This is a genomic window from Nonomuraea insulae (assembly GCF_042656245.1).
In genome coordinates this window covers 120,338-144,208 of record NZ_JBHSPA010000027.1, presented here as the reverse complement: position 1 = coordinate 144,208, position 23,871 = coordinate 120,338, and the positions used below count along the sequence as shown (strand labels likewise).

Annotated in this window: 24 protein-coding genes; 9 read left to right on the top strand and 15 right to left on the bottom strand. The window is 68.4% G+C overall.

Annotation, left to right across the window (positions count from 1 at the left end; genetic code table 11):
* Window positions 1-10: 10 nt before the first annotated feature.
* Both ACFPZ3_RS22990 and ACFPZ3_RS22985 read right to left on the bottom strand, forming a co-directional pair.
* Window positions 11-1,063 (bottom strand): protein phosphatase 2C domain-containing protein, encoded by a 1,053-nt coding sequence (locus tag ACFPZ3_RS22990; protein WP_379516260.1) that lies wholly within the window; start codon window positions 1,061-1,063, stop codon window positions 11-13.
* 14 nt (window positions 1,064-1,077) lie between these two features.
* Window positions 1,078-1,779, bottom strand: a complete 702-nt coding sequence (locus ACFPZ3_RS22985) for a vWA domain-containing protein (protein WP_379516259.1) — start codon at window positions 1,777-1,779, stop codon at window positions 1,078-1,080.
* Window positions 1,780-1,991: 212 nt separating this feature from the next.
* On the opposite strand from ACFPZ3_RS22985, the gene ACFPZ3_RS22980 reads away from it, so the two are divergent.
* The 5 genes from ACFPZ3_RS22980 (at window position 1,992) to ACFPZ3_RS22960 (ending at window position 7,547) form a co-directional block, all read left to right on the top strand.
* On the top strand, window positions 1,992-2,447 hold the full coding sequence (locus ACFPZ3_RS22980) for a hypothetical protein (RefSeq protein WP_379516258.1): 456 nt from the start codon (window positions 1,992-1,994) through the stop codon (window positions 2,445-2,447).
* Between the two features lie 999 nt (window positions 2,448-3,446).
* Window positions 3,447-5,186 (top strand): FG-GAP-like repeat-containing protein, encoded by a 1,740-nt coding sequence (locus tag ACFPZ3_RS22975; protein ID WP_379516257.1) that lies wholly within the window; start codon window positions 3,447-3,449, stop codon window positions 5,184-5,186.
* Between the two features lie 439 nt (window positions 5,187-5,625).
* Window positions 5,626-6,705: a serine hydrolase domain-containing protein gene (locus ACFPZ3_RS22970; RefSeq protein WP_379516256.1), complete on the top strand. Its 1,080-nt coding sequence runs from the start codon at window positions 5,626-5,628 to the stop codon at window positions 6,703-6,705.
* 227 nt (window positions 6,706-6,932) lie between these two features.
* Window positions 6,933-7,262 (top strand): helix-turn-helix domain-containing protein, encoded by a 330-nt coding sequence (locus ACFPZ3_RS22965; protein WP_379516255.1) that lies wholly within the window; start codon window positions 6,933-6,935, stop codon window positions 7,260-7,262.
* 57 nt (window positions 7,263-7,319) lie between these two features.
* On the top strand, window positions 7,320-7,547 hold the full coding sequence (locus ACFPZ3_RS22960; RefSeq protein WP_379516254.1) for a hypothetical protein: 228 nt from the start codon (window positions 7,320-7,322) through the stop codon (window positions 7,545-7,547).
* A 265-nt stretch (window positions 7,548-7,812) separates the two neighbouring features.
* On the opposite strand, the gene ACFPZ3_RS22955 is transcribed toward ACFPZ3_RS22960, so the two are convergent.
* Window positions 7,813-8,976, bottom strand: coding sequence for an acyl-CoA dehydrogenase family protein (locus ACFPZ3_RS22955; protein ID WP_379516253.1), 1,164 nt, complete (start codon window positions 8,974-8,976; stop codon window positions 7,813-7,815).
* Between the two features lie 125 nt (window positions 8,977-9,101).
* Here ACFPZ3_RS22955 and ACFPZ3_RS22950 point away from each other — a divergent pair, with 125 nt between their 5' ends.
* Window positions 9,102-10,415, top strand: a complete 1,314-nt coding sequence (locus ACFPZ3_RS22950; RefSeq protein ID WP_379516252.1) for a UDP-glucose dehydrogenase family protein — start codon at window positions 9,102-9,104, stop codon at window positions 10,413-10,415.
* Window positions 10,416-10,595: 180 nt separating this feature from the next.
* Here ACFPZ3_RS22950 and ACFPZ3_RS22945 read toward each other — a convergent pair whose 3' ends face one another.
* From ACFPZ3_RS22945 to ACFPZ3_RS22935, 3 genes are all read right to left on the bottom strand, one after another.
* Window positions 10,596-11,483 carry a GNAT family N-acetyltransferase gene (locus tag ACFPZ3_RS22945; protein WP_379516251.1) on the bottom strand — a complete coding sequence of 296 codons (888 nt, stop codon included), beginning with the start codon at window positions 11,481-11,483 and terminating at the stop codon, window positions 10,596-10,598.
* Between the two features lie 393 nt (window positions 11,484-11,876).
* A complete protein-coding gene (purE, locus tag ACFPZ3_RS22940) occupies window positions 11,877-12,386 on the bottom strand; it encodes a 5-(carboxyamino)imidazole ribonucleotide mutase (RefSeq protein ID WP_379516250.1) in 510 nt (169 codons plus the stop codon).
* The gene (locus tag ACFPZ3_RS22935; RefSeq protein WP_379516249.1) at window positions 12,383-13,537 is read right to left on the bottom strand and encodes a 5-(carboxyamino)imidazole ribonucleotide synthase; all 1,155 of its coding nucleotides are present in this window, start codon (window positions 13,535-13,537) and stop codon (window positions 12,383-12,385) included. Before ACFPZ3_RS22935 ends, purE begins: the two co-directional genes overlap by 4 nt.
* A 327-nt stretch (window positions 13,538-13,864) precedes the next feature.
* Here ACFPZ3_RS22935 and ACFPZ3_RS22930 point away from each other — a divergent pair, with 327 nt between their 5' ends.
* Window positions 13,865-14,347, top strand: coding sequence for a GtrA family protein (locus tag ACFPZ3_RS22930; protein WP_379516248.1), 483 nt, complete (start codon window positions 13,865-13,867; stop codon window positions 14,345-14,347).
* Here ACFPZ3_RS22930 and ACFPZ3_RS22925 read toward each other — a convergent pair.
* The 9 genes from ACFPZ3_RS22925 to ACFPZ3_RS22885 form a co-directional block, all read right to left on the bottom strand.
* Window positions 14,331-15,611 carry an ATP-binding protein gene (locus ACFPZ3_RS22925; protein ID WP_379516247.1) on the bottom strand — a complete coding sequence of 427 codons (1,281 nt, stop codon included), beginning with the start codon at window positions 15,609-15,611 and terminating at the stop codon, window positions 14,331-14,333. The two genes, ACFPZ3_RS22930 and ACFPZ3_RS22925, sit on opposite strands and share 17 nt — an antisense overlap.
* A gap of 3 nt (window positions 15,612-15,614) precedes the next feature.
* Window positions 15,615-16,283: a response regulator transcription factor gene (locus ACFPZ3_RS22920; RefSeq protein ID WP_043620820.1), complete on the bottom strand. Its 669-nt coding sequence runs from the start codon at window positions 16,281-16,283 to the stop codon at window positions 15,615-15,617.
* A gap of 611 nt (window positions 16,284-16,894) precedes the next feature.
* Window positions 16,895-17,377: a bacterioferritin gene (bfr, locus tag ACFPZ3_RS22915; RefSeq protein WP_379516246.1), complete on the bottom strand. Its 483-nt coding sequence runs from the start codon at window positions 17,375-17,377 to the stop codon at window positions 16,895-16,897.
* A gap of 28 nt (window positions 17,378-17,405) precedes the next feature.
* Window positions 17,406-17,582, bottom strand: coding sequence for a (2Fe-2S)-binding protein (locus tag ACFPZ3_RS22910; RefSeq protein ID WP_379516708.1), 177 nt, complete (start codon window positions 17,580-17,582; stop codon window positions 17,406-17,408).
* Between the two features lie 116 nt (window positions 17,583-17,698).
* Window positions 17,699-18,319: an MBL fold metallo-hydrolase gene (locus ACFPZ3_RS22905; RefSeq protein WP_379516245.1), complete on the bottom strand. Its 621-nt coding sequence runs from the start codon at window positions 18,317-18,319 to the stop codon at window positions 17,699-17,701.
* A complete protein-coding gene (locus ACFPZ3_RS22900) occupies window positions 18,319-19,404 on the bottom strand; it encodes an S-(hydroxymethyl)mycothiol dehydrogenase (protein ID WP_379516244.1) in 1,086 nt (361 codons plus the stop codon). The genes ACFPZ3_RS22905 and ACFPZ3_RS22900 overlap by 1 nt, the downstream gene beginning before the upstream one ends.
* A 15-nt stretch (window positions 19,405-19,419) precedes the next feature.
* Entirely contained in the window at window positions 19,420-20,385 is a 966-nt protein-coding gene (locus ACFPZ3_RS22895; RefSeq protein WP_379516243.1) for an adenylate/guanylate cyclase domain-containing protein, read from the bottom strand.
* 15 nt (window positions 20,386-20,400) lie between these two features.
* Window positions 20,401-20,913, bottom strand: a complete 513-nt coding sequence (locus ACFPZ3_RS22890) for a PH domain-containing protein (RefSeq protein ID WP_379516242.1) — start codon at window positions 20,911-20,913, stop codon at window positions 20,401-20,403.
* A 94-nt stretch (window positions 20,914-21,007) separates the two neighbouring features.
* Window positions 21,008-21,829: a biotin--[acetyl-CoA-carboxylase] ligase gene (locus tag ACFPZ3_RS22885; RefSeq protein WP_379516241.1), complete on the bottom strand. Its 822-nt coding sequence runs from the start codon at window positions 21,827-21,829 to the stop codon at window positions 21,008-21,010.
* Between the two features lie 41 nt (window positions 21,830-21,870).
* On the opposite strand from ACFPZ3_RS22885, the gene fdhD reads away from it, so the two are divergent.
* Together fdhD and ACFPZ3_RS22875 are read left to right on the top strand one after the other, a co-directional pair.
* Window positions 21,871-22,722, top strand: a complete 852-nt coding sequence (gene fdhD / locus ACFPZ3_RS22880; protein ID WP_379516240.1) for a formate dehydrogenase accessory sulfurtransferase FdhD — start codon at window positions 21,871-21,873, stop codon at window positions 22,720-22,722.
* 77 nt (window positions 22,723-22,799) lie between these two features.
* Entirely contained in the window at window positions 22,800-23,870 is a 1,071-nt protein-coding gene (locus tag ACFPZ3_RS22875; RefSeq protein WP_379516239.1) for an epoxide hydrolase family protein, read from the top strand.
* Window position 23,871: the final 1 nt, after the last annotated feature.

Sequence of the window (23,871 nt, the reverse complement as noted above, 5' to 3'; positions counted from 1 at the left end):
CGCACTTCTGTCACAGGACGGCCGTGTCGTGACGGCCCGTCCACAACGCCAGCACGGTCCGGTCGTCGTCGTACGTCGACAGCTGGAAGTCCACATCGCGCAGGAAGCTGCGCAGCGCGGGCGGCGAATTCCACGAGGTGACGAGCCGCTGGGCGAGCGCGCTGCCGCCGCCGCCCATGGCCGTCCCGAAGCCGTCACTGCACAGGACGAGCACATCACCAGGCCCCCAATCGATCTGCCGTTCCCGCAGCTCACCGAGGTCCTCCGGCAGAGCGGAGGTGACGTTCCCCGGCCGCTGCCCCTCAGGCGGGAAGATCTCGGTCCACGTCCCGTCATGGAGCCACAGCGCCGGCGAGTCCCCGATGGCCGCGCAGGCGGCGATCCCGCGCCTGCCGTCCGCGGGGACCACGCCGATCGTCAGCGTCGTGGCGGGCGGATCCGAGGCTCCGGCGCCGTGTCTGCCCGTGGGCCGGCGGCCGAGCCGGGCGGTGGCGCGCATGACCTCCCCTGCGACCGTGGCGAAGGCCGCGTGCCAGCCGAGGTCGGGGGTCAGGGACAGGTTCGTGGCGGCGCGCACGGCCACCGCGGCGGCGTGTTCTGCGTGCAACGTGCTGCCCAGCCCGTCGGCAACGGCCGCGATGACCCATCGTCCGTCCGCGCTCAGCCGTACGGCGTAGGCGTCCTGCAGGGGTTCGCCGCGGTATCGATGGCGCCGGCCGCGGATGCTCACGGCGCGGACCGTGGTCTGCGCGAGCATGCCGCCGTCGAGTGCGACGCCCGGGGCGCGCGAGTCCGCGCCGCCCGCCAGCAGGACGGGCAGCGGCTGGGGCAGCGGACCGAGTGGCGTTCCGCCGTCGGCCGCGGTGCGGGTCCTGCGGCCGAGCAGTAACTGCCCGAGAAGTACGGCGCCGCCACCGGCGACGCCGGACAGGATCCACCACGGCCACCCCGACGCCGTCCCACCGCCGCTCTGCCGCGAACTGGGCACCACCGCGGTCGGCTCCTGCGACGGACCAGGCTCCGCCTCCACCTGGCCGGCTCCGATGAGCAGGAGTAATCCCAACAGCGTCGCCCTGATCATCTCAGCTGCCGCATCCCGTCGGGTCCGCGCAGAACGGCCGTGTTCCTGTTGACCGAGGCGCTGATGCTGTCCGAGACGGCCTGCGCGATGCCGTGCAGCACGGTGGCCGCTCCTGTCGCGATCTCGCCCGCGAAGGCCAGCACCTCACCCCTGAGGGTGGTGGCGACCCGCCGCAGGGTGTCCTCCCGCACCGTCCCGAATCCGAGCGCCACGATGTACGGCGCCGGGTGGAGGCTCGCCAGCCGGTCGCGCGCGGGGCCCCAGATCTCGACGTCCTGATGGTTCTCGCCGACGTACGGCTCGCCGTCGGTGATGAAGAAGACCACCGGCGCCCGCACGTCGAACTGCTTGGACAGCTTCCTGCGATCCTTCTCGATGATCTTCACGAGCTCGCTGAAGACCGCCAGGTAATCCGTCTGCCTGCCGGGCCTCAGGGCCGGAACCCTGATCGCGTCGCACGGCCTGGTCAGCGGAAGCACCAGCTCGACCTTGTCGGAAAAGGACACCACGGCGACATGCGCGGCCTCACTGACGCCCGGATCTCCCGCCTCCAGCTCGAAGAGCAGCTCCCCCACACAGTTGGAGAGAACCTCGAAGGGGGTGGGTCGTCCATCCTCGCGGGCGGTGTGCATCGAGTGCGATACATCGCACACGATGTAAAAGGGGAAGGCGCGAGGGCGCCCGTTGGCCGATCTCATCGGCTTTTCATCCTGATGGGGATTATCGGTCTTGGCAAGGTTGCGAACAGAATGGTGACTTCAACGGGTTCGCGGCTAACAGCCTGTATTGCCATCTTCATCCTCGGACCGGCGCTCAGGAAGTCACCTGGAAATCGACTCGATCACCTTGATGAGCACCGGCTACGCTTGCCGGCGTCCCGCTTCTCCCACGGAAGAGCTTGGAGGCAGCTGTGGCGATGCCGAAGAAGAGCTCGCGGCTCGTCACCGTTGACGACACCGTCTACCGCTGGCGGGTCAGCCATAAGCCGAGCCACCAAGACGACACCTGGATCCCTCTCACCTTCGCCGTCGAGCGAGCCGAGGAGCCGAGGAGCGTTCTCGTGGTGTCACTCCCCTGCGCCCGGCCGGACAACTGGCGAGGACAACGAACGATCGCGATCCGTCCCGTCCTTGTCAGCAGGTGCATCCGGCGGGCAATCGAACAAGGCTGGAACCCGGAGAACCAGGCTCGCCTCACCCTCACCGTCACCGAGGACGAACTAACCGTGCTCCTGGGCGAACCGCCTCAATATCTTGTCCCCTTCCTCTGGGGCATGATCCCCGAAGGAGGCAGCATCAAAGACCTCCCTCGATGTACTCAGATTTGGAGCCGAGACGAGCCGGGCAGCCAATCAGGCATCCTCTGATCCGCTGGGAAGGGCGAATGCGTCAATCTATCCAGGTGACGCGAACGATCAGCACAAGGCGCAGATGTTCCGCGACGATGAAGTTGAGGAACCCGCGACCGCCGAACAAATCGAGCGTCCGGAGACCGCCCCCGTGCAACTGGCCTCTACCAGCGCGGCCCGCGTCTCCCCGAGAACTGCAAGTTGTTCGGCAAGCCGCTCAACCTCAAGGATGACAGTTGGTAGAGGCCGGCGATGACATGCTCGGAGTCGGGGTTGTACTCCCAGGTCCAGGCGTCACTCACCGAGTGCCTCTCTACACGCGGACGCCGTGATCTCGTTGATTTCGGCCAAGGCTGCGTTCAGCCCGACCCTGTCGGTCGCGCTGGCGACTTCTGTCTCCAAGGCATGCAGTCGGGCCGCTCGGGCGGGATAACGCTGAATCGCTACGAACTCACCCCACTGCTGCAAGAAGTTCCGCAGAGGTGCCACGGTGCTTTGCCGAGCAGCCTGCTCCGTCGCTTGGTCGAGGTGATCGACAAACTGGCTAAGGTAGGCGGGAGCTATCTGGGCAACTGCTGCCCTGAGGGCAGCGGTGGTCAGCGGTGGGCGAGGGATCAGTGCCTCGCTGTCTTGACGCGGGGTGGACATCATCGACCTCCAAGCTGTCTCGCCTTCAGGCTACCGAGACTGCTGAATCCATTCCATCTGGAATCGCAGGTCAAGGCCGTGATAGCTGGTCGGCGTCTTCGTGTCACTGTTGGCGGGTTCCGAAACGCGTAATCATCAGGATAGATCTCTGGCGGATGGCCACTCCGCCTTCGGCTCGGGTGTCGCCACTCTGCCCATCTGATCGATAGCCCGTTGGAGACAGGCGATGAGCCCAGGACGCAACTGGCGTGAGGTCAAGGCGGAAGCGCACCGGTTGCACCCCGAACCCGTACATACCGCCGATATACCGCCATCTCCTAGCTTTGGGCGTTCTAGCACAGGGCTTAGGAAGGGCGAGGCACTCAAGTCATGCGGAGACGGCTCAGCAAGGCGCACCGGCGTACCCTCGTGGTGGGAATGAGCGCCGCCGTGCTGGTGGCGGCGGTCGCGAACGTCCACGGACCCACGGCGGCGGTCGCGAACGTGCACGGACCCACGGCGGCGGTCGCGAACGTGCACGGACCCGCGGCGGCGGTCGCGAACGTGCACGGACCCGCGGCGGCGGTCGCGAACGTCCAGCAATCCGTGGCTGCTCAGTCCGGAGGTCTGAGCGCCTACGACAAGCTGGTCCTGTCACACCAGCCTGCCGCCTTCTGGCGGCTGTCCCACCCGTCCGCAGGTACGGAGACCGACCGCACCGGCAACGGGTACCAGGGCACCTTCCACGACGTCACCAGCTCGGTTCAGCTTCCCAACCGGGACGGCGCCTCGGTCTTCAACGGATCATCCGGATACTTCGAGGTCCCCAACGCCAACAAGTTCCACATCTCCACGACCGGCAAGTTCACCGTGGAGGCCTGGATCAGGCCGCACACCCTGCAGTTCCCCAACGAGGAGCAGACCGGCTACGTCTACTTCGTGGGCAAGGGCACGAAGTCGGGCAGCGGCGGCGACCAGGAGTGGGCGGGCCGGATGTACTCCAAGGTCACGGACGACAACCGCCCCAACCGGATCTCCGGGTACGCCTGGAACCTCGACGGCGGCTACGGCGCCGGTGCGGGCATCCAGGAGACCGTGAAGGTCAACGAGTGGATGCACATCGCCTTCACCTTCGACACAGCCGAAGGCGAGTACGGCAAGGTGCGCATCTACCGCAACGGCGTACTCAAGAGCTCCTCGAACCTGGTCTTCCGCCCTGGCCAGCCTGACGAGGTCATCGTCAAGCCCAAGCCCGGATCGGCCCCCGTCCGGGTCGGGACCCGCAGCAAGGCGTCCTGGTTCAAGGGCGCCGTCGGAAAGTTCGCGATCTACAACCGCGCGCTCACGAACAAGGAGCTCGCGACACACTACGCCGCGATGACCGCGGCCAACACGCCGGACTTCAACGGCGACGGCGTGGGCGACATCTTCTCGGCCAAGACCGGATCGCTGAACCTCTGGACCGGCAAGGGGGCCAACGACTTCTGGGGCAGAACCCACGTCGGAGACGGCTGGGACGGCTTCACCCGGCCGATCGCGGGCGACTTCAACGACGACGGGCGCACCGACCTGATCACCGTCGAGAAGAGCACTGGCCTGCTGCACGTCTGGAACGGCGAAGGCGGCAACGAGTTCGGCACCGCGGAGAAGCTCGGAGCCGGCTGGACACCGTACGCGGACACGCTGACGTCCGTGGGCGACATCGACCAGGACGGCCACAACGACATCGCGGCCATCTCCGACGGCACCCTCTACGTCTGGAACGGCAAGGGCGGCAACCAGTTCGCCGGCAGGACCACCATCGGCACCGGCTGGAACAACTACAGCCGGCCGATCGGCGGCGACTTCAACGGTGACGCCATCGGCGACCTGGTCGCGGTGCAGAAGGCCACCGGATACCTCTACGTCTGGAACGGCGAAGGCGGCAACGAGTTCGGCACCGCGCAGAGGCTTGGGCCCGGCTGGACACCGTACGCGGACACGCTGATGTCCCTCGGCGACGTCAATCGGGACGGCCACACCGACATCGCGGCCGTCGCCAACGACACGCTGCACCTCTGGAACGGCCGGGGCGGCAACCAGTTCGCCGGCAGAACGGCCCTCAGCCCCGGCTGGACGCCGTACTTCTGACCCGATCTCAGCGCAGGGCTTTCCCGTTCCATGCGGCGCCAGCCGACTCGGTCCGGCGGCTGGGCGGCGAGTCGTGTCGGTGGTGGTCGCGGCGAGTCTGCAGTAGGTACGACGAATCCATGCCGAGCATCTTGACGCCCCACCGAGGCCTGGTTCGCGATTATGACCATCTCCTGTCATTTCCGAATCGCGGAGTTTCCTTTCAAGAGCGGACAAGGGGTGGCGCCGGCCCGCCGGGGTGGACAGAGGTGGGGAAGTCGCCATCCCCGGAGTGGCAGCGCCGACCGGCACGCCAGGGTGGACAGAGATGGGGAAGCCTCCATCCCCGGAGTGGCAGCACCGACCAGCACGCCAGGGTGGACAGAGGTAGGGAAGACCCCACCTCAACAGGCAGGTAGGCGTGACTGATCATGAGTGAGCTTCTCACCAGAGTGGAGGCATGACGAAATTGCTCGCCGCCGCTGTCGCCGGCTGTCTGGTCATGGCTCCTGTAGCGCCCGCCTTTGCCGACACCGCGACGCCCTCGCCGCAGTCCCGCCTTGACCAGCTGACCACCGAGGACGGCATGGCGGGCGCGTTGAGCCAGGTGCGAACCCCGGGCGGCGCGACCGTGACCCTGCGCTCCGGCACCGCGGAGCGGGACACCGGCCGGCCGATGATCGGCCCCGAGGGGCGGTTCAGGATCGCCAGCGGAAGCAAGCCGATCATCGCCGCCACCGTGCTGCGACTGGCCGACCAGAAGAAGATCGACCTGGCCGCGCCGGTGGAGCGCTACCTGCCCGGCGTGCTGCACGGCAAGGGTGACGGCGCCGCGATCGACGGGCGGAAGATCACCGTCCAGATGTTGCTGCAGCAGACCAGCGGCCTGCCCGAATTCCTCAACGCGATCGAGTGGAAGGAGCCGTTCCCGGACTTCCTGCGGGTGGCGCTGGCGCTCAAGCCCACGCCCCGCGGCTCGTTCGCCTACGCCAACACCAACTACCTGGTCCTCGGCATGATCGTGACCAAGGTGACCGGCAAGGACTTCCGGCAGGCGAGCCGGGAGCTGATCCTCAAGCCGTACGGGATGCGCGACACGTACTGGCCGGCCAAGGGCGACTACGGTATCCGAGGCCCGCACGCCCACACCTACGGCGTGCACCCGGGCCGCCCGCAGGACGGCGAGGTGGATCTCACCGACCAGCTGCCCACGTACGAGTTCGGTCCCAGTGGAGGTCTGGTCTCCACCCCGGAGGACCTCAACCGGTTCTGGCGTAAGGCCCCGCTGGGCAAGATGATGGCCAGCACGGTGCCGGTCAAGCAGGAAGGCTGGCCCGAAGGCGCCCGCTACGGCTACGGCGTGGCCCGGATGAAGTCGAGCTGCGGCTACACCTACTTCGCCGCCGGCGACATGCCGGGGGCCGCGGCGTTCAGCGGCCGTGACCGGGCCGGGCGCGCGGCCACGGTCTACGTCACGGGCGTCCCCGAGAAGCGACAGCACCTGATCGACGCCTTCGTCACCGCGATGTGCGACCGCTGACCCTGCGTCGGCCGAGGCGGACCGCTTCCGTTCAACCCGCAGCTAGACAGCCAGGTCCAGGATGGCCGAGGGGACCGCGTTAATTCAGCCCCGCAGCCTGGTCCGGTTGCGGGGACCACCGGTTACCACCGCCATTACCTTGGCCGGGAAGGTCTAGAGGACGCCAAAGCACGCTACGCCGAGTACCGCGCCGCGAAGTCGGCTGAGACGAAGAGGGGGGACAAGCGATGAGCCCAGGACGCAACTGGCGTGAGGTCAAAGCGGAAGCGCACCGGTTGTACCCAGAACTGGCCGACCCGCAGCGGCAGGCTGTCGCCGATGCGCACCTGGACGCCTACGTCGCCGGCCACCATCTGAAGGAGCTGCGCAAGTCTGTCGGCAAGACACAGTCCGAGGTGGCGGCTGCGCTTGGGATCTCACAAGCACGCGTCTCTCAGATCGAGAACGGTGATCTGGACTCGATGGAACTCGAGACCATCCGCGCCTACGCAGCTGCTCTCGGTGGCCACGTCGATGTGACGATCAGCGTCGGACCTCACTCGGTACGGGTCGCTTGACCATGAACCCGACCGTCGATCGGCATCGCCTACGACCATCTCTCACGAGCCGGTGAGGTGGCGGCGCGGGTTGGCGAGGGGCGCAACGACTACAACATCTCGCTCGCGCGCGCTCAGCGCCGTCAGGTCGAGGAAGCGGTAGCTCGCCTCTTGGAGGCCGAGAACACAACGCCCGAGCAGATTCGTAACCATCGGGTCGTCCGTCAACTCGTCTCCGACCTGCTGTCGATGCAGATCCCCGCCTCGGCTGAGCTTCGCGAGCTTGCTGACCGGGTGGGATGTTAGAGGGTCTCCGATCGGCGCTCAGTTCCAGGCGTAATTGGTCGACGAATGGGCGGAGCGGCTTTGAGTGGGGGTTTGGGGGGTTGCACCCCCCAATGTCACAGCCCAAGCCCCTATGCGCGAAGCGCCCCCACTGTGAGGACCTTGCCTTTGGAGCTGGGGGTTTGGGGGGTCGCACCCCCCAATGTCACAGACTGAGCCCCCTGCGCGAAGCGCCGATCTGGGAAGACCATGCGTTTCTCCCCGGAGCCCCTGGTGTTCCCCCTGCCTACTTGAGGAGTTGCCTGGCCATGACCACTCTCTGGATCTGGTTGGTGCCCTCGTAGATTTGGGTGATCTTGGCGTCGCGCATCATGCGTTCTACTGGGAAGTCCTTTGTGTAGCCGTAGCCGCCCAGCAGTTGCACAGCGTCTGTGGTGATTTCCATGGCTGCGTCCGAGGCTGCGCACTTTGCGGCGCTTGACAGGAACGTGAGGTCCTTCTGGGGGTGGCCGTTCATTGCGCGGTCCGACTTCGCTGCCGCGTGGTACGTGAGTTGCCGTGCCGCCTCAAGCTTCATGGCCATGTCGGCGATCATGAACTGGAGGCCCTGGAAGTCGGCCACCGGGCGGCCGAACTGCTTGCGTTGCTTGACGTAGCCGATCGCGAAGTCCAGAGCCCCTTGAGCGATGCCCAGGGCCTGGGCGGCGATGGTGATGCGGGTGTGGTCCAGCGTGGCCAGGGCGGTTTTGAAGCCTGTGCCAGGGGCGCCGATCATGCGGTCCGCTGGGATGTGGACGTTGTCGAGGATGACCTGGCGAGTCGGAGAGCCCTTGATGCCGAGCTTCTTCTCCTTTGGGCCGAAAGAGACGCCCTCGTCGGACTTTTCCACGACGAAGGCGGAGATGCCACGGGCGCCGGCCGAGGGGTCCGTTACGGCCATCAGGGTGTAGTACTCCGAGACGCCGGCGTTGGTGATCCACATTTTGGTGCCGTTGAGGATGTACGCGTCCCCATCGGCCACCGCGCGTGTCTTCATGGCCGCCGCGTCCGAGCCCGCCTCCGGCTCCGACAGCGCGTACGAGAACATCGCCTCCCCCCTCGCCACCGGCTTCAGGTAGCGGGACTTGAGCTGCTCCGAGGCCGAGAGCAGGAGCGGGACCGTGCCGAGTTTGTTGACGGCGGGGATGAGGGAGGACGACGCGCAGGCGCGGGCCACCTCCTCGATGACGATCACGGTGGCAAGAGCGTCCGCCCCGGCGCCCCCGTACTGCTCAGGCACGTGTACGGCGTGCACATCCGCCGCCACGAGCGCCTTGTAGACATCCCAGGAGAACTCCTCGGTCTCGTCGATCTCGGCGGCGTGCGGCGCGATTTTCTCGTCGGCCAGGGCCCGGACCGTCTCCCTGAGCATGTCGTGCTCTTCGGCGGGCGCGTAAAGAGGGAAGCTCATGGGTCATATACTAGGACGTCCGACCATCTTGTTACCAGTCGGTACGGTTTGCGAAGAGGTGCAGGTGGCACGTAGGAGGTAGCGAGGGCCGGTAACATGCCTGCGCGGTCGAAAGGAGCTCACTCGTGCCATACCGCCTCACGGTGATCGGGACCGGATATCTGGGTATCACCCATGCGGCCTGCATGGCGGATCTCGGGTACGACGTTCTGGGCCTCGATATCGACGCCGACAAGATCCGCCAACTGAACGCGGGCGAGCTCCCCATCCACGAACCCGGCCTCGAACCGGTCCTCCGCCGCGGTCTCGATTCCGGACGACTCCGCTTCACCACCTCGTACGAGGAGATCGCCGACTTCGGCGACGTGCACTTCGTCTGCGTGGGCACTCCGCAGAAACGCGGCGAGTACAGCGCAGACGTTACTTATATGGACAAAGCCATCGAGTCCCTCGCCCCGCTCCTCGATCGCGAGTGCCTGGTCGTCGGCAAGTCCACCGTTCCGGTCGGCACCGCCGAGCGGCTGTCCGACAAGCTGACCCGGCTCGCGCCCGCCGGTGGCGAGGCCGTGCTGGCCTGGAACCCCGAGTTTCTGCGGGAGGGGTTCGCCGTCCAGGACACGATGAACCCCGATCGCATCGTCCTGGGCGTACGCACGGAACGTGCGGAGAAGGTGCTGCGTGAGGTGTACGAGCCGCTGGGCGACGTACCGATCGTGGTGACCGATTTCGCCACCGCCGAGCTGGTCAAGACCGCCGCCAACGCCTTTCTGGCCACCAAGATCTCTTTCATCAACGCCATGGCCGAGGTCTGCGAAGCCGCGCACGCCGACGTCGGGCTGCTGTCCGAGGCGCTCTCGTACGACGACCGCATCGGCGGCCGTTACCTCAACGCCGGGCTCGGCTTCGGCGGCGGTTGCCTGCCCAAGGACATCAGGGCCTTCATGGCGCGGGCCGGCGAGCTGGGGGCGGACCAGGCGCTGACGTTCCTGCGCGAGGTGGACGCGATCAACATGCGGCGGCGGGCCCGCATGGTGGACCTGGCCAGGGAACTGGCCGGAGGTTCCTTCCACGGGTGCACGGTGGGCGTGCTGGGGGCCGCGTTCAAGCCGAACTCCGACGACATCCGCGACTCCCCCGCGCTCGACGTCGCGGTGACCATCGGGCACCAGGGCGGTCAGGTCACCGTGTACGACCCGATCGCGCTCGACAACGCCCGTAAGGCTCACCCTGAGCTGAACTACGGCGAGTCGGCCATTGAGGCGGTTCGTGGGGCGCATGTGGTGTTGCTGCTCACGGAGTGGCAGGAGTTCGTTCAGCTCGATCCTGACGAGCTGGGACAGGTGGTGGCTACTCGGCGCATCGTGGACGGGCGTAATGCCCTCAATGCCGAGATGTGGCGGTCCGCGGGATGGCACTACCGCGCCCTCGGCCGCCCGTAGCCCCTCCGGACAGGGCCGCTCCTCCGCCGACGACTCGCCGTAGACCCTCCGGACAAGGCCGCTTCCCCGCCGAGGACTCGCCGTAGACCCTCCAGACAAGGCCGCTCCTCCGCCGACGACTCGCCGTAGCCTCTCCGTGCGAGGCTTGCCGTAACCCCCGAGGGCTCGCCCACGGTCCCCTCACCGCAGGTGGCGGACCCACTGGGTGATCATCGGGCGGTAGCCGCGGCGGGCCCAGAACGGGGTCGAGAGCGGGTTCGGGAGTGCGTGGTGCAGCACCATCGTGGACACGCCCTCAGCCGCCGCCCGGCCATGAGCCACCTCGGTCAGCGCCGCGCCCACGCCCATGCCACGCGCCCACGGCTCGACGTACATGGCGCCCAGGTACGCAACCGGCGCGTCGTTCACCACCCGATCGATCCAGCGCGACCGCGCCGGCGGCTGCACGATGACGCACCCCAGAGTCCGGCCGTTCTGTTCGGCCAGCCAGCACCATTCCAGTGGCAGCGCCTCCTCGGCCAGCGACTGCCGCAGGAGCTCGCCGGTGAACGCCCGCACCGTCACCCAGCCGAACTGCGAGTCGTAGGCCACCAACCGCTGGTACATCGTCGTCATCGCCTCCAGATCGTCCGCGACGGCGGGGCGGATGGTGAAATCGGTGGGCGAGGCGGTCACCGTGCCGGGCCCTACCCGGCGGACGGCTACCACGGTGATGGGGGCGAAGCCGCGCAGGGCCAGCGCCCTGACGGGGACGGTGTCTCGGCTCGGCCATGACACGCTCAGCGCCTGTCCGGGCTCGTCGGAGCGGCGGCGGGACAGCCAGCGGTCGAGGAGCGCGCCGAACGCGGCCGACGGGGCGGCACTGGCGACGCGGGCCTCAAGGCGATGCACGATCAGCGGGGACCAGGAGGCGTGCAAACCGCCCGGGTCCAGCCGGTCCACCAGCACGCGCCCGACGGCGTTGGGGACTTGGAGCAGGTCCCCTTTGGCGGGCAGTTCCTCCTGGCCGGCGATAAGCGGGTCCGCGGACCGTACTCGGGCCGCGTGATCTCGGATCAAGTCGTTCATGGCGGCACCATATCCGCCGGAAATTTAAGGAAAAAAGGGCTTTGCGAAGCGCCCACCTCCTCGCCCAGGACGCACAGGGACGCCATGGGCGCAATGGGCATAGGGGCCATGCGGCCAGACGGCTGTGCGGGCAGGCGGCCGTGCGGGCAGGCGGCCGTGCGGGCAGGCGGCCGTGCGGGCACGCAGCCGTGCGGCCAGACGACCGTGCGGCCGTGCGGGCAGGCAGCTGTACGGCCAGACGGCCTAGCGGGCAAGTAGCTGTGCGGTTGTGCGGCCAAGAGGGCGTCGAATGCTCAGGACTTCACGGCAAAACCGGTCGGCTTCACGGCAAAGGCCTTCAGAAGCCGACCCGCCTCCCGGCGAAAGCAGCGAGGCCGTACGTGGCAGAAGGGCTCAGAGCTCGGCAGCCTCGGCGCGCAACTTCTCGCCCTTGGCGTACGCCTGCTCCTTCAACCGCCCCTGAAACTCCTCCATCCGCTCCCGCAACCCGACATCAGACGCCGCGAGGATCCGTACAGCCAGCAGCCCAGCGTTACGAGCACCACCGACCGCCACAGTGGCGACCGGCACCCCGGCCGGCATCTGCACGATGGAGAGCAGAGAGTCCATCCCGTCGAGGTACTTCAGCGGCACCGGCACCCCGATCACCGGCAGCGGCGTGACCGAGGCCAGCATGCCGGGCAGATGCGCGGCCCCGCCGGCACCGGCGATGATCACCTGGAGGCCGCGGGAAGCCGCCTGGCGGCCGTAGTCGATCATCTCGGCCGGCATGCGGTGCGCCGACACCACGTCGGCCTCGAACGGCACCCCGAACTCGGCGACCGCCTCGGCCGCGGCCTTCATGACCGGCCAGTCGGAGTCGCTCCCCATGACGATGCCGATCGCCGGCGCGGTGGACGTCATGTGTACTCCCCGGTCATGAGGTGGACGGCGGCGTGGCGGGCGCGGGCGCGGACCTCGTCGAGGTTGGAGCCGAGGGCCGTGACGTGGCCGATCTTGCGGCCAGGGCGCACTTCCTTGCCGTAGAAGTGCAGCTTGATGCCGGGGTCGTGGGCCAGGACGTGCTCGTACCGCTTGAACAGGTCGGGATCGTCGCCCCCGAGCAGGTTGGCCATGACGACGACCTGGGCGGTCATCTTGGGCGTGCCGAGCGGCAGGTCGAGCACGGCCCTCAGGTGCTGCTCGAACTGCGACGTCGTCGAGCCCTCGATGGTCCAGTGGCCGCTGTTGTGCGGGCGCATGGCCAGTTCGTTGACCACCAGGCCGTCAGCGGTCTGGAACAGCTCCACGGCCAGCAGCCCGGTCACCCCGAGCTCGTTGGCGATCTTCAGGCCGATGCGCTGGGCCTGCGCGGACTCCTCCGCGTCGAGCCCGGGCGCGGGCGCGATGACCTCGACGCAGATGCCGTCCTGCTGGACCGTCTCGACGACCGGGTAGCTCACGCCCTGCCCGTGCGGCGAGCGGGCCACCAGCACGGCCAGCTCCCGCTCGAACGGTACGAAAGCCTCCACCATGAGCTCGACCCCGCCCGTGAACGCCTCGGCGGCCTCCTCGACCGACCGGCACACCCACACGCCGCGCCCGTCGTAGCCGCCGCGCACCGCCTTCAGCACGACCGGCCAGCCGTTCTCGCCCGAGTCGGCGAAGCGCACGACGTCCTCGACCGACGACACGCGCGCCCACGCGGGGCAGGGCGCGCCGATCGCGGTCAGGCGCTCGCGCATGACGGCTTTGTCCTGGGCGTGCAGGAGGGCGTCGGCACTCGGGTGCACGATGTAACCGTTGGCGGCCAGGGACCTGATGTGCTCGGTGGGCACGTGCTCATGGTCGAACGTGATCGCGTCGCAACCCCTGGCGAAGTCGCGGAGGTCACCAAGATCGCGGTAATCTCCGATGCGCGTGTCGACGATGACCCTGGCCGCGCTCTCCTCAGGGTTGTTGGCCAGCACCCGCAGCTCGACGCCCAGCGCGATGGCGGGCTGCTGCGACATCCTGGCCAGTTGACCGGCGCCGACGATGCCGACGACCGGTCCGATGGGGCTGTAGGAACTCACGCCAGGTGAGCTTACCTGGACGGTACGACTTTCCCTGACGTGACCTGGAACCATCCGCCGGACCGTCCGTCGCGCGGTGGGGCTGGACGGCCGTTCCGGGTCGCCCGATGGGCACGACCGCCCAGGCTTCAGATCCCCCACAGGCCCCTGGACGAGATCCGCCCGTGCTTCCGCAGCGTAACGCCCCCGTAACGGGTATGCCGGTCATAGGACGATATTTCTAGAGACGCTGTTTGCGCGGTATGTTCATCGGTCTGACGTCCGTGCAACATCGTGCCCGGTACGCTGAGGGCGTCACGATCGCGAGAGAAGGGACAGATCGGGGACGTGGACTTCGCCAAACGCCTATACGAGCGATTCTCGTCCCTGGTGCACGAGCTGGCCAAGTTCGGCAGCATCGGCGCCGTAGCGTTCCTCCTCGACACGGGGCTGCTCAACTTCTGCAACGTCGTGCTCGACTTCGGGCCGCTGACGTCGAAGGTCGTCGCGACGACGATCTCCACCACGTTCGCCTACCTCGGTAACCGGTTCTGGACCTTCCGGGAGCGCGAGCAGAGCGGCCTGCGCCGCGAATATTTCCTGTTCTTCCTGCTCAACGGCATCGCACTGCTGTTCGGCATGCTGACGATCGGTTTCACCACCTACACGCTCAACCTGCACGACAGCCTCAGCTTCAACATCGCCAACATCGTGGGCGTGGGGTTCGGCACGTTGTTCCGATACTGGTCGTACAAGAAATGGGTCTTCCTGGAGGCCACCGATCCCATCCCGGTGGAGTTGCCCGACGGTGGGGTCAGGCAGGACCGCTGACCACTCTGTTGTCCCTGCCGTCGTCCTCGGCGTGACGCAGGAAGATGGCGAACGTCGCCGGCCTGCGGCGCACCAGCTCCAGCCGCCCACCGTCGGCGGCGGCCAGCGCTCGGGCGAGCGTCAGGCCGAGGCCGGTGCCCCCGCCGCCGCTCACGTTCCTGTCGAAGATCTTGGGTGCGATCTCGTCGGCGATGCCGGGGCCCTCGTCCGCGACCTCGACGACCACGTAGTTGTCACCACTGGTGGTGGTGACGGTGACGGCGCCGCCGCCGTGCCGCAAGGAGTTCTCCAGCAGCGAGGCGATCACCTGGCCGAAGCCGCCCGTGGTGGCCATCGCCTTCAGGCCGCGTGAGCCTTCGAGCTGCAGCGTACGGCCCGCGTCACGGAAGACCGGCTCCCACTCGGTGATCTGCTGGACCAGCACCTCGTCGATCGCGACCGGCTCGGCCTGGGCGTGCCGCTGGCGGCGGGCGGCGGCCAGCAGTTCGTCGATCACGGCGGTGAGCCGCTCCGCCTGCACGATCGCCGCCTCCCCCTCCTCGCGTACGACCTCAGGTTCGCTGGAGGCGGCCACGATCTCCTCCAGGCGCATGGTGAGCCCGGTCAAGGGGGTGCGGAGCTGGTGGGAGGCGTCGGTGGCGAACTCGCGTTCGCGCGTGAGCAGGTCGGAGATGCGGGTGGCGCTGCGGTCGAGCACCTGGGCCACCCGGTCGAGTTCGGGAATGCCGTAGCGGTGTTTGCTCGGCCGCGCGTCCCCTGAGCCAAGCCGGTCGGCGATCTTGGCCAGGTCCTGCAGGGGCAGCGTCAGCCGGCGTGACTGCACCACGGCCAGGCTCACCGCCACCGCCAGGGCGGCGACGGCCAGGGCCACGATGAGCAGCAGGCGGGCGCGTACGTCCTGCTCGACCTGATCGCGGTCGCGGCTGATCCGTACGTACACGCCGGTGTTGGTCTGGGCGTCCTCGGTCATCAGGTGACCGGACGGCGGGGGGTCGCCGACGACGGTCACCCTCAGGGGGGTTCCGCGTTCCCAGATCTGGATGAACCTACCCGGGTACTTTTGCTCCAGTTGCTGGGGGTCGAGTGGTGTCTCCTGTACGCGGGCGTACTCCACTTCTCCCACGAGACGCTTGGCCTCCGCCCCGAGCTCCTGAGCCGCCTCATCGACGATCAGGCGGCTGACGACGACGCCCAGGGGGACCCCCAGCAGCAGGACCGCGATGACCGCGACGACCAGGGTGGAGGAGAGCAGTCGGCGGCGCATCTCCTACTCGCGCTCGAACCGGAAGCCGACCCCCCGGACTGTCGTGATGTAGCGCGGCTTGGCCGCGTCGTCGCCGAGCTTGCGGCGTAGCCAGGAGATGTGCATGTCGAGTGTCTTGGTCGAACCCCACCAGTTGGTGTCCCAGACCTCGCGCATGATCTGCTCGCGGGTGACGACCTTGCCGGCGTCGCGGACCAGGACACGCAGCAGGTCGAACTCCTTGGTCGTCAAGTGCAGCTCCTTCTCCCCCATCCAGGCTCGGCGGGAGTCGGCGTCGATGCGCACGCCCTGGACGACCGGGGTCTCGGAAGTGCCGCGACGCAGCAGCGCGCGTACGCGGGCGAGGAGTTCGGCCAGCCGGAACGGCTTGGTCACGTAGTCGTCGGCGCCGGCGTCGAGGCCGACGACGGTGTCCACCTCGTCGACGCGGGCGGTGAGTATCAGGACCGGAGTTCCGTGGCCTTCGGCCCGGATCCGGCGGGCGACCTCTAGTCCGTCCATTTCTGGCAGGCCAAGGTCAAGAACGATGAGGTCGATGCCGCCCGACAAGGCCCGCTCCAGGGCCTGCGGGCCGTCGGGGCTCACCTCAACCTGATAGCCCTCGCGGCGCAATGCACGCGCGAGCGGCTCTGATATCGAGGTGTCATCCTCGGCGAGAAGTACGCAGGTCATAAAGCGATCGTAGGACCTTAGGCGATCGTTTCCCGGGCACAGCGCGCGGTTTGACTCGTCGTTGACCTATCCATTGACCTGGGCAAACACAGCTAAAATACGGTAGGTCGTGATTAAAACACCGCCGTTTTCCGGCGGGAATTCATCGGACGATCATGCCCGGCTGTGCGGAGCTCAATCCCGGCGCGCGAATGAGACCATTGGGAAATGTCGTTAGATGCCGTGAATCGTGAGCGAGAAATGTGGGCGCGGCTCGCGCGGGTGCCCGTCACCTTCCCCGAACGGGGCGGCGTGCGTGTCGTGGATGTGCCCGCCAGGGGGCGGGGGTCCTGACGCTGGACGTGGCGACCCCGGCCGTCGTGCCGCAGTGGCGGGCACGGGTCGAGGCGTCGCAGCGGGTCACGCGGGCGCTCGGGTTCCGCGAGCACGGCAACCAGATCAGCCTTCAGCTGGGCTGACCGCGAAGCGCCGCGGCCGGATCAGCCTTCAGGTCGGCTTCTGACCGCGGAACACAGCGGCCGGATCAGCCTCCGGCTCGGCGTCTGACCGCGGAACACAGCGGCCGGATCAGCCTCCGGCTGGGCGGATGATGTGAGCGCCCGCGCCCGCCGTCAGTCGTCGGAGTGCGGCTTGGCGTAGCGGGCGAGGTAGAGCTGCTCGCCCAGGCTGCGGATCAGCCCCAGCTCCGTCTCCAGGTAGTCGATGTGCTCCTCCTCATCCTCAAGGATCTCCTCGAAGATGCGCGCGGAGGTGATGTCGCCCTTCTCGCGCATGAGGGTGATCGCCGGCCGCAGCCGCTCCACCACCGACTTCTCGACTTCCAGGTCGGCCCGGAGCTGCTCCTCGACGGTCTGGCCGATGTGCAGGGTGCCCAGGCGCTGGTAGTTGGGCAGCCCCTCCAGGAAGAGGATGCGATCGGTGAGGCGCTCCGCATGGCGCATCTCGTCGATCGACTCTGCGCGGGTGTGCTCGGCGAGCTTGGTGTAGCCCCAGTTCTCCTGCATCTTGGCGTGCAGGAAGTACTGGTTGATCGCGGTGAGCTCCGCGGTCAGCTGTTCGTTGAGCAACTCGATGATCTGCTTGTCGCCCTGCATGGAAACGGGCCCCTCATCGCTATCCGGCTTATGCGGTCGTCAGTTCGTCAGACCGTTTCAGGATCGCACAGATCTTCCGTACACAACGGGCACAGTCACCACCAGCACCTGTGGTGTCGCGAATCTGCTTCGCACTCGTGGCCCCGGAGGCGATGCAGTCGTGGACCTCATTCTCGGTCACAGCACGACAAACGCATACGTACATCCAGGGATAGGCCTCTCGCGAAGGGGTGGCAGCCTTAAGGTTAGGCACACCTAAGATAACCCACTTTGGTAAGGCTTGCCTACGTTGGGTGGGTCACACTTGCCTATCCCCTGCTCTCAGTGCCCCCGGGCGATCCATTCCTCCAGGTGGGGGGCCTCCGCGGCGATCGAGGTCGAGTCGCCGTGCCCGGTGTGCACGACCGTCTCGGGCGGGAGGGTCAGGAGCCGGTCCCTGATCGAGCCGATGATGGTCTCGAACGAGCTGTGGGAGCGGCCGGTCGCTCCCGGGCCGCCCTTGAACAGGGTGTCGCCGCTGAACAGCGCGCCCATGTCGGGAGCGTACGCGCAGACCGCGCCCGGCGAGTGGCCGGGCGTGTGCAGGATCTCCAGCGTGACCCCGCCGACCGCCAGCTTCTCGCCGTCCTCCAGCGGTTCGTAGGCCACCTCCGGCCCATACACCTGCTCCCACAACACCTGGTCGGCCGGGTGCAGCCGGATGGGCGCCCCGGTCAGCGCGGCCAGGTCGCGGGCGGCGTTGATGTGGTCGTTGTGCGCGTGCGTGCAGAGGATGGCCCTGACCGTGCGCCCGCCCACCCGCTCGGCGATCGGCGCGGCGTCGTGGGCGGCGTCGATGACCACGACCTCGCGGGCGTCACCGACGAGCCAGACGTTGTTGTCGACGTCCCAGGTGCCGCCGTCCAGCGAGAACGTGCCCGACGTGATGACCCTGTCGATCATTAGAGGACCACCACCGAACGCAGGACCTCGCCGCGCTGCATCTTCGCGAACGCCTCCTCGACCTGGTCGAGCGCGATCGTCTCGGACACGAACTTGTCCAGCGGCAGCCGGTTCTGCAGGAACAGGTCGATCAGCATGGGGAAGTCGCGGCTGGGCAGGCAGTCGCCGTACCAGGAGGACTTGAGTGCGCCGCCGCGGCCGAACACGTCGAGCAGCGGCAGGTCGATCCGCATGTCGGGGGTCGGCACGCCGACCAGCACGACCGTCCCGGCCAGGTCACGGGCGTAGAACGCCTGCTCGTACGTCTCCGGCCGGCCCACCGCCTCGATGACCACGTCCGCGCCGAAGCCGCCGGTGAGGTCCTTGATCGCCTCGACCGGGTCGCCTGAACGGGAGTTGACCGTGTGGGTGGCGCCGAACTCGCGGGCCCACCCCAGCTTGCGATCGTCCACGTCGACCGCGATGACCTTCGAGGCGCCCGCCAGGGAGGCGCCCAGGATCGCCGCGTCGCCGACGCCGCCGCAGCCGATGACCGCCACGCTGTCGCCGCGGGTGACCCCGCCGGTGTTGATCGCGGCGCCGATGCCCGCCATGACACCGCACCCGAGCAGGCCCGCGACCTCGGCAGAAGCCTGCGCCGAGACCTTCGTGCACTGACCGGCGGCGACGAGCGTCTTCTCCTGGAACGCGCCGATCCCGAGCGCGGGCGACAGCTCGGTGCCGTCCTTGAGCGTCATCTTCTGCGTGGCGTTGTGGGTGGCGAAGCAGTACCACGGGCGGCCGCGCAGGCAGGCGCGGCACTGGCCGCAGACCGCGCGCCAGTTGAGGATCACGAAGTCGCCGGGCGCCACCTCGGTGACGCCGGGGCCGACGGCCTCGACCACGCCCGCCGCCTCGTGCCCCAGCAGGAACGGGAAGTCGTCGTTGATCCCGCCCTCCCGGTAATGCAGGTCGGTATGGCAGACGCCGCACGCCTGCACGTTCACCACCGCCTCGCCCGGACCCGGATCCGGCACGATCACCGGCTCGAGCGAAACTTCCTGACCCTTGCCCCGGGCGATGACGCCCTGCACTTCGTACGGCATGCCAGCCATCTTGTGTCAGGAGGATGATCTCCGCAAGACATAGGGCTGGACCACGCCGAGCCCACGGGCGGGACGGCGCCTGATCTTGTGCAGCGCGTACCCGTCGAGCCCTCCGGCCAGCTCCGCGTCCACGAGGATGGTGCCGGCCCTGGCGATGGCGGTGAGCCGGGCGGCCAGGTTGACGGTCGTGCCGAAGACGTCGCCCATCATGGGCACCACAGGGCCGTACGCCAGCCCGATGCGCAGCTCCTCGGTCTCCACCAGGTCGAGCGCGATGTCCGCGGCCTGCTTCGGGGTCTGGGCGGTGAACAGCACCTCGTCGCCCAGCGTCTTGACCAGCCGGGCGCCGTGGGAGGCCACCACGTCGGAGGCCCGCGACTCGAAGCCCTCGACCAGGTCGGCCAGCTCCTTCTCGCCCAGCTCGCGGCTGCGCCGGGTGAACGAGACCAGATCCGCGAACCCCACCGCCATCGGCACCCGCGTCGGCACCAGCTCGTCGTTGTCGTCGGCGAGGGCCAGCAGGCGGGTGCCGGCGGCGGCGAGCTGGGCCCGCCAGACGTGGATCAGCACGTGCTCGAAGTCGGGCACCAGGCCCTGCGCCGTGTCGAGCACCGAGGCCAGGTCCTCCTCCGACGGCTCGGCGGGCAGCAGCGTGCCGATCATGATCTCGGCCTGCCACTGCGCCAGCCTGGCCGTGGTCTGCCCGAGCGCGCGGGCCATGCGGATCACCGTCTGCTCGTCGATCAGGCCGCTGTCGAGCATGTTGCGTACCCGGCGCAGCGCGTTGACGTCGGCGTCGGTGAACGCCACGGCGTCGTCGGCCCGCTGCGCGAAGCCGAGCGCGCGCCAGATCCGCTCGGCCAGCTCACCGGGCACGCCGCTCTCGGCGGCGACCTCTTTCCGCGTGAAGCGGGGCGGCAGGCCGAGGAGCAGCCGCTCGATCTCCTCGGCGGTCGGGCGGCCATGGTGGGGTGCGCTCACGCGATGGAGGCTACTTCAGCGCCCGTCGGCCTCGCCGTCCGAGGCGTCCTCGACGAGCCTGAACAGGTCAGTGCGGACATCCTGGATCTTCGGGATGTCACGCAGCACGATCTCACCCCGCTCCCCGGCGGACTCGACGGTCAGCGTGCCGCAGCCGAACATGCGCTCGGCGAACGTCTGGTCGGAGCTCACCGTGTTGACCTTGGCGATCGGGATCTCGTCGGTCGACTTGTTGAGCACGCCGGTGCTGATCGTGAAGCGGTGCGTGGTCAGCACGTAGCCGGTGTTCTTCCACCTCAGGTACGGCACGAACGACCAGATCGTCAGCAGGATGAGCCCGATGACCACGACGGCGATCCTGGCGTAGGAGACGTACGCGAAGTCAGCCGGGATGAAGTACAGAGCCGCGCCGGTGGCCGCGGCGATGAGGACCAGCGCGATGAAGGGGACGACGAGCCGCTTCCAGTGGGGATGGAAGGACCGCACGCGCCGCTCACCCTGCGTCAGATGATGGTCGGGAATCGTCATGGGCAAATGGTGCCACCATCGCCGCCCGGCGGCCATGCCGGTGACGAAACAGGATCAGCCGGCCGGCCGCACGTGGACGACTGACGAAACAGCGTCAGCCGGCCGGCCGTACGTGGACGACGTCGCCCGCGCTCAGGGTGTAGCGCTCGCCGTCGGCCTCCACCTGCAGGTGGCCGTAGTGGTCCACGCCCGTCGCCTGCCCGGTCACCGCCTGCTGCCCCGGCAGCTCCACCCTGACCCGCTGCCCGATCGTGGCGCTGGCGGCCAGGTACGCCGAGCGCAGCCCGGACGCCTCCGCGTCGCCCTTGGCCTCCGTCCAGTCCCGGTAGTGGCTCTCCAGCTCCCTGAGCACGGCCCGCAGCAGCGGGTCGCGGTCGATGCAGGCCGCCTCCTCGATGCCCAGCGACGTGGCGGTCTCTACGGGCAGCTCCTCCGTCCTGAGCGTCACGTTCATGCCCATGCCGATGACGATGGCGTCGTCCACCCGCTCGGCCAGGACCCCGGCCAGCTTGCGCTCGCCGATCAGCAGGTCGTTGGGCCATTTGAGGCGTACGTCCACCTCCGCCAGGCGGCGTACGGCCGAGGCGGCGGCGACGCCGTACAGGAGGGAGAACCAGCCCTGGGCGGCGATCGGCACGTCCGGCCTGAGCAGGACCGAGAACGTCAGGCCCGAGCGGGGCGGCGCCGACCAGACGCGGCCCAGCCGGCCCCGGCCGGCCTCCTGCGCCTCCGCGACCAGCACCGTCCCCTCGGGGGCTCCCTCCTTCGCGGACCTGGCCAGGTCGGCGTTGGTGGAGCCGGTGCTGTCGACGACGGTGATGCCGGTCCACAACGAGCCCGGGCGGACCAGGGCGCGGTTGAGTGCCGCCGCCGACAGGGGCGGGCGGTCGAGGTCGGAGTAGCGCGAGTCGGGCATCCCTCTATCTTGGCTGATCGCGGGCGGGGGAAGATGGTGGGGTGAGCAAGCCGCTGAACCCCGCGCGTCCTGGACCTGTCACACGTATCCGGATCAAGGAGTTGACCGGGGCGACGGCCAGGGACCGGCGCGACGACCTGGCCACGGAGGAACCCCTGGAGATCCGGCTCACCGCGCCCGACGGGACCCGCAGGACGGTGGCGATCACCATGCGCACGCCGGGGCACGACTTCGAGCTGGCGGCCGGGTTCCTGCACGGGGAGGGGCTGGTGGGGGCCGGGGACATCGCGACGATCGCGTACTGCACGGATGAGGACCTCCCGCCCGAGGCCCGCTACAACACGGTGACGGTCCGCCTGCACGTCCCCATCCCCGACCTGCCCGCCCTCGACCGGCACTTCCTCACCTCCAGCGCCTGCGGCGTCTGCGGCTCGGCCAGCCTCGACGCGCTGCACGACCGCTGCCGGCCGGTCCCTCGCGGGTCGCTGAAGCTGACCCCAGAGTTCCTGTACGCGCTCCCCGACGCCCTGCGGGCGGCCCAGGGGGTGTTCGGCAAGACGGGCGGGCTGCACGCGGCCGGGCTGTTCTCGGCCGAGGGGACGCTGGTGGCGCTGCGGGAGGACGTGGGGCGGCACAACGCGGTGGACAAGCTGGCCGGCTGGGCGGCGCTGTCCGGGCGGTTGCCGCTGTCGGAGCACGTGCTCATGGTCAGCGGGCGGACCAGCTACGAGATCATGCAGAAGGCGCTGGCGTCGGGGATCGCGGTCGTGTGCGCGGTGTCGGCGCCGTCGTCGCTGGCGGTCGAGCTGGCCAGGGAGTTCGGCATCACGCTGGTGGGGTTCCTGCGCGGGGAGCGCTGCAACGTCTACTCGGGCGCCGAGCGCATCTCCTGATCCCAACAGTGGAATAAAGTATTCCGTTCTGCTATTCTGGAAACAGAACAGAGCGTTCCGATCCATTGGAGGACGACATGAACCCCTTCCGCATCGAGATCTCCCAGGCCGACCTCGACGACCTCCAGGCCCGCCTCGCCCTCACCCGCTTCACCGACGAGATCCCCGGCGCCGACCAGGGCGTCGGCGTCGAGCGGGTCAAGCGGCTGGTCGCCCACTGGCGCGACGGGTTCGACTGGCGGGCGCAGGAGGCCAGGCTCAACGCCTACCCGCAGTTCACCACCGAGATCGACGGCCAGAACATCCACTTCCTCCACGTACGCTCCGACAACCCCGACGCGCTCCCCCTGATCCTCACCCACGGCTGGCCCGGCTCGATCGCCGAATACCTCGACGCCGTCGGACCCCTGTCACGCCACTTCCACCTGGTCATCCCGTCGCTGCCCGGATACGGCTTCTCCGGGCCGACGCGCGAGCTGGGCTGGAACAACCAGCGCATCGCCAGGGCGTGGGCCGAGCTGATGTCCCGGCTCGGCTACGAGCGCTACGGCGCGGTCGGCAACGACGCCGGCTCGATGATCTCCCCCGAGCTCGGCAGGATCGACGCGGAGCACGTCGTGGGCGTGCACGTCACGCAGCTGTTCTCGTTCCCGTCGGGCGACCCGGCCGAGTTCGCCGAACTGAGCGAGGAGGAGCGGGCCGGGCTGGCCGTGCTCGACTGGTTCTGGAAGGAGAAGGGGGCGTTCAACGTGCTGCAGTCGCAGCAGCCGCAGACGCTCGCGCACGCCGTCGCCGACTCCCCCGCCGGGCTCGTGGGCTGGCTCGCCCAGCTCTTCGACGAGGACCTCGACGACGACTTCGTGCTGACCAACGCGGCCATCTACTGGTTCACCGGCACGGCGGGGTCGGCGCTGCGGCTGTACTGGGAGAACGCGCGGGCGGAGCAGCCGAAGGAGCCCACGACCGCGCCGACCGCGCTGGCCATGGCCGAGGGCGACTTCGGCTCCATGCGCCGCTTCGCCGACCGCGACCACGCGAACATCGTCTCCTGGAAGACCCTCCCGGCCCCGGCCCACGGCCACTACACGGCACACACCGCCACGGAGGCGCTCACCTCCGACATCACCGCTTTCTTCCTGAGCCGGTAGC

Excerpts from the sequence above, each read along its gene's own strand:
- ACFPZ3_RS22985 (WP_379516259.1), bottom strand. The coding sequence starts at position 1,779 with ATGAGATCGGCCAACGGGCGCCCTCGCGCCTTCCCCTTTTACATCGTG.
- ACFPZ3_RS22975 (WP_379516257.1), top strand. The coding sequence starts at position 3,447 with ATGCGGAGACGGCTCAGCAAGGCGCACCGGCGTACCCTCGTGGTGGGA.
- ACFPZ3_RS22970 (WP_379516256.1), top strand. The coding sequence starts at position 5,626 with ATGACGAAATTGCTCGCCGCCGCTGTCGCCGGCTGTCTGGTCATGGCT.
- ACFPZ3_RS22965 (WP_379516255.1), top strand. The coding sequence starts at position 6,933 with ATGAGCCCAGGACGCAACTGGCGTGAGGTCAAAGCGGAAGCGCACCGG.
- ACFPZ3_RS22955 (WP_379516253.1), bottom strand. The coding sequence starts at position 8,976 with ATGAGCTTCCCTCTTTACGCGCCCGCCGAAGAGCACGACATGCTCAGG.
- ACFPZ3_RS22945 (WP_379516251.1), bottom strand. The coding sequence starts at position 11,483 with ATGAACGACTTGATCCGAGATCACGCGGCCCGAGTACGGTCCGCGGAC.
- purE (WP_379516250.1), bottom strand. The coding sequence starts at position 12,386 with ATGACGTCCACCGCGCCGGCGATCGGCATCGTCATGGGGAGCGACTCC.
- ACFPZ3_RS22925 (WP_379516247.1), bottom strand. The coding sequence starts at position 15,611 with ATGCGCCGCCGACTGCTCTCCTCCACCCTGGTCGTCGCGGTCATCGCG.
- ACFPZ3_RS22920 (WP_043620820.1), bottom strand. The coding sequence starts at position 16,283 with ATGACCTGCGTACTTCTCGCCGAGGATGACACCTCGATATCAGAGCCG.
- bfr (WP_379516246.1), bottom strand. The coding sequence starts at position 17,377 with ATGCAGGGCGACAAGCAGATCATCGAGTTGCTCAACGAACAGCTGACC.
- ACFPZ3_RS22910 (WP_379516708.1), bottom strand. The coding sequence starts at position 17,582 with ATGTACGTATGCGTTTGTCGTGCTGTGACCGAGAATGAGGTCCACGAC.
- ACFPZ3_RS22905 (WP_379516245.1), bottom strand. The coding sequence starts at position 18,319 with ATGATCGACAGGGTCATCACGTCGGGCACGTTCTCGCTGGACGGCGGC.
- ACFPZ3_RS22900 (WP_379516244.1), bottom strand. The coding sequence starts at position 19,404 with ATGCCGTACGAAGTGCAGGGCGTCATCGCCCGGGGCAAGGGTCAGGAA.
- ACFPZ3_RS22890 (WP_379516242.1), bottom strand. The coding sequence starts at position 20,913 with ATGACGATTCCCGACCATCATCTGACGCAGGGTGAGCGGCGCGTGCGG.
- ACFPZ3_RS22885 (WP_379516241.1), bottom strand. The coding sequence starts at position 21,829 with ATGCCCGACTCGCGCTACTCCGACCTCGACCGCCCGCCCCTGTCGGCG.
- ACFPZ3_RS22875 (WP_379516239.1), top strand. The coding sequence starts at position 22,800 with ATGAACCCCTTCCGCATCGAGATCTCCCAGGCCGACCTCGACGACCTC.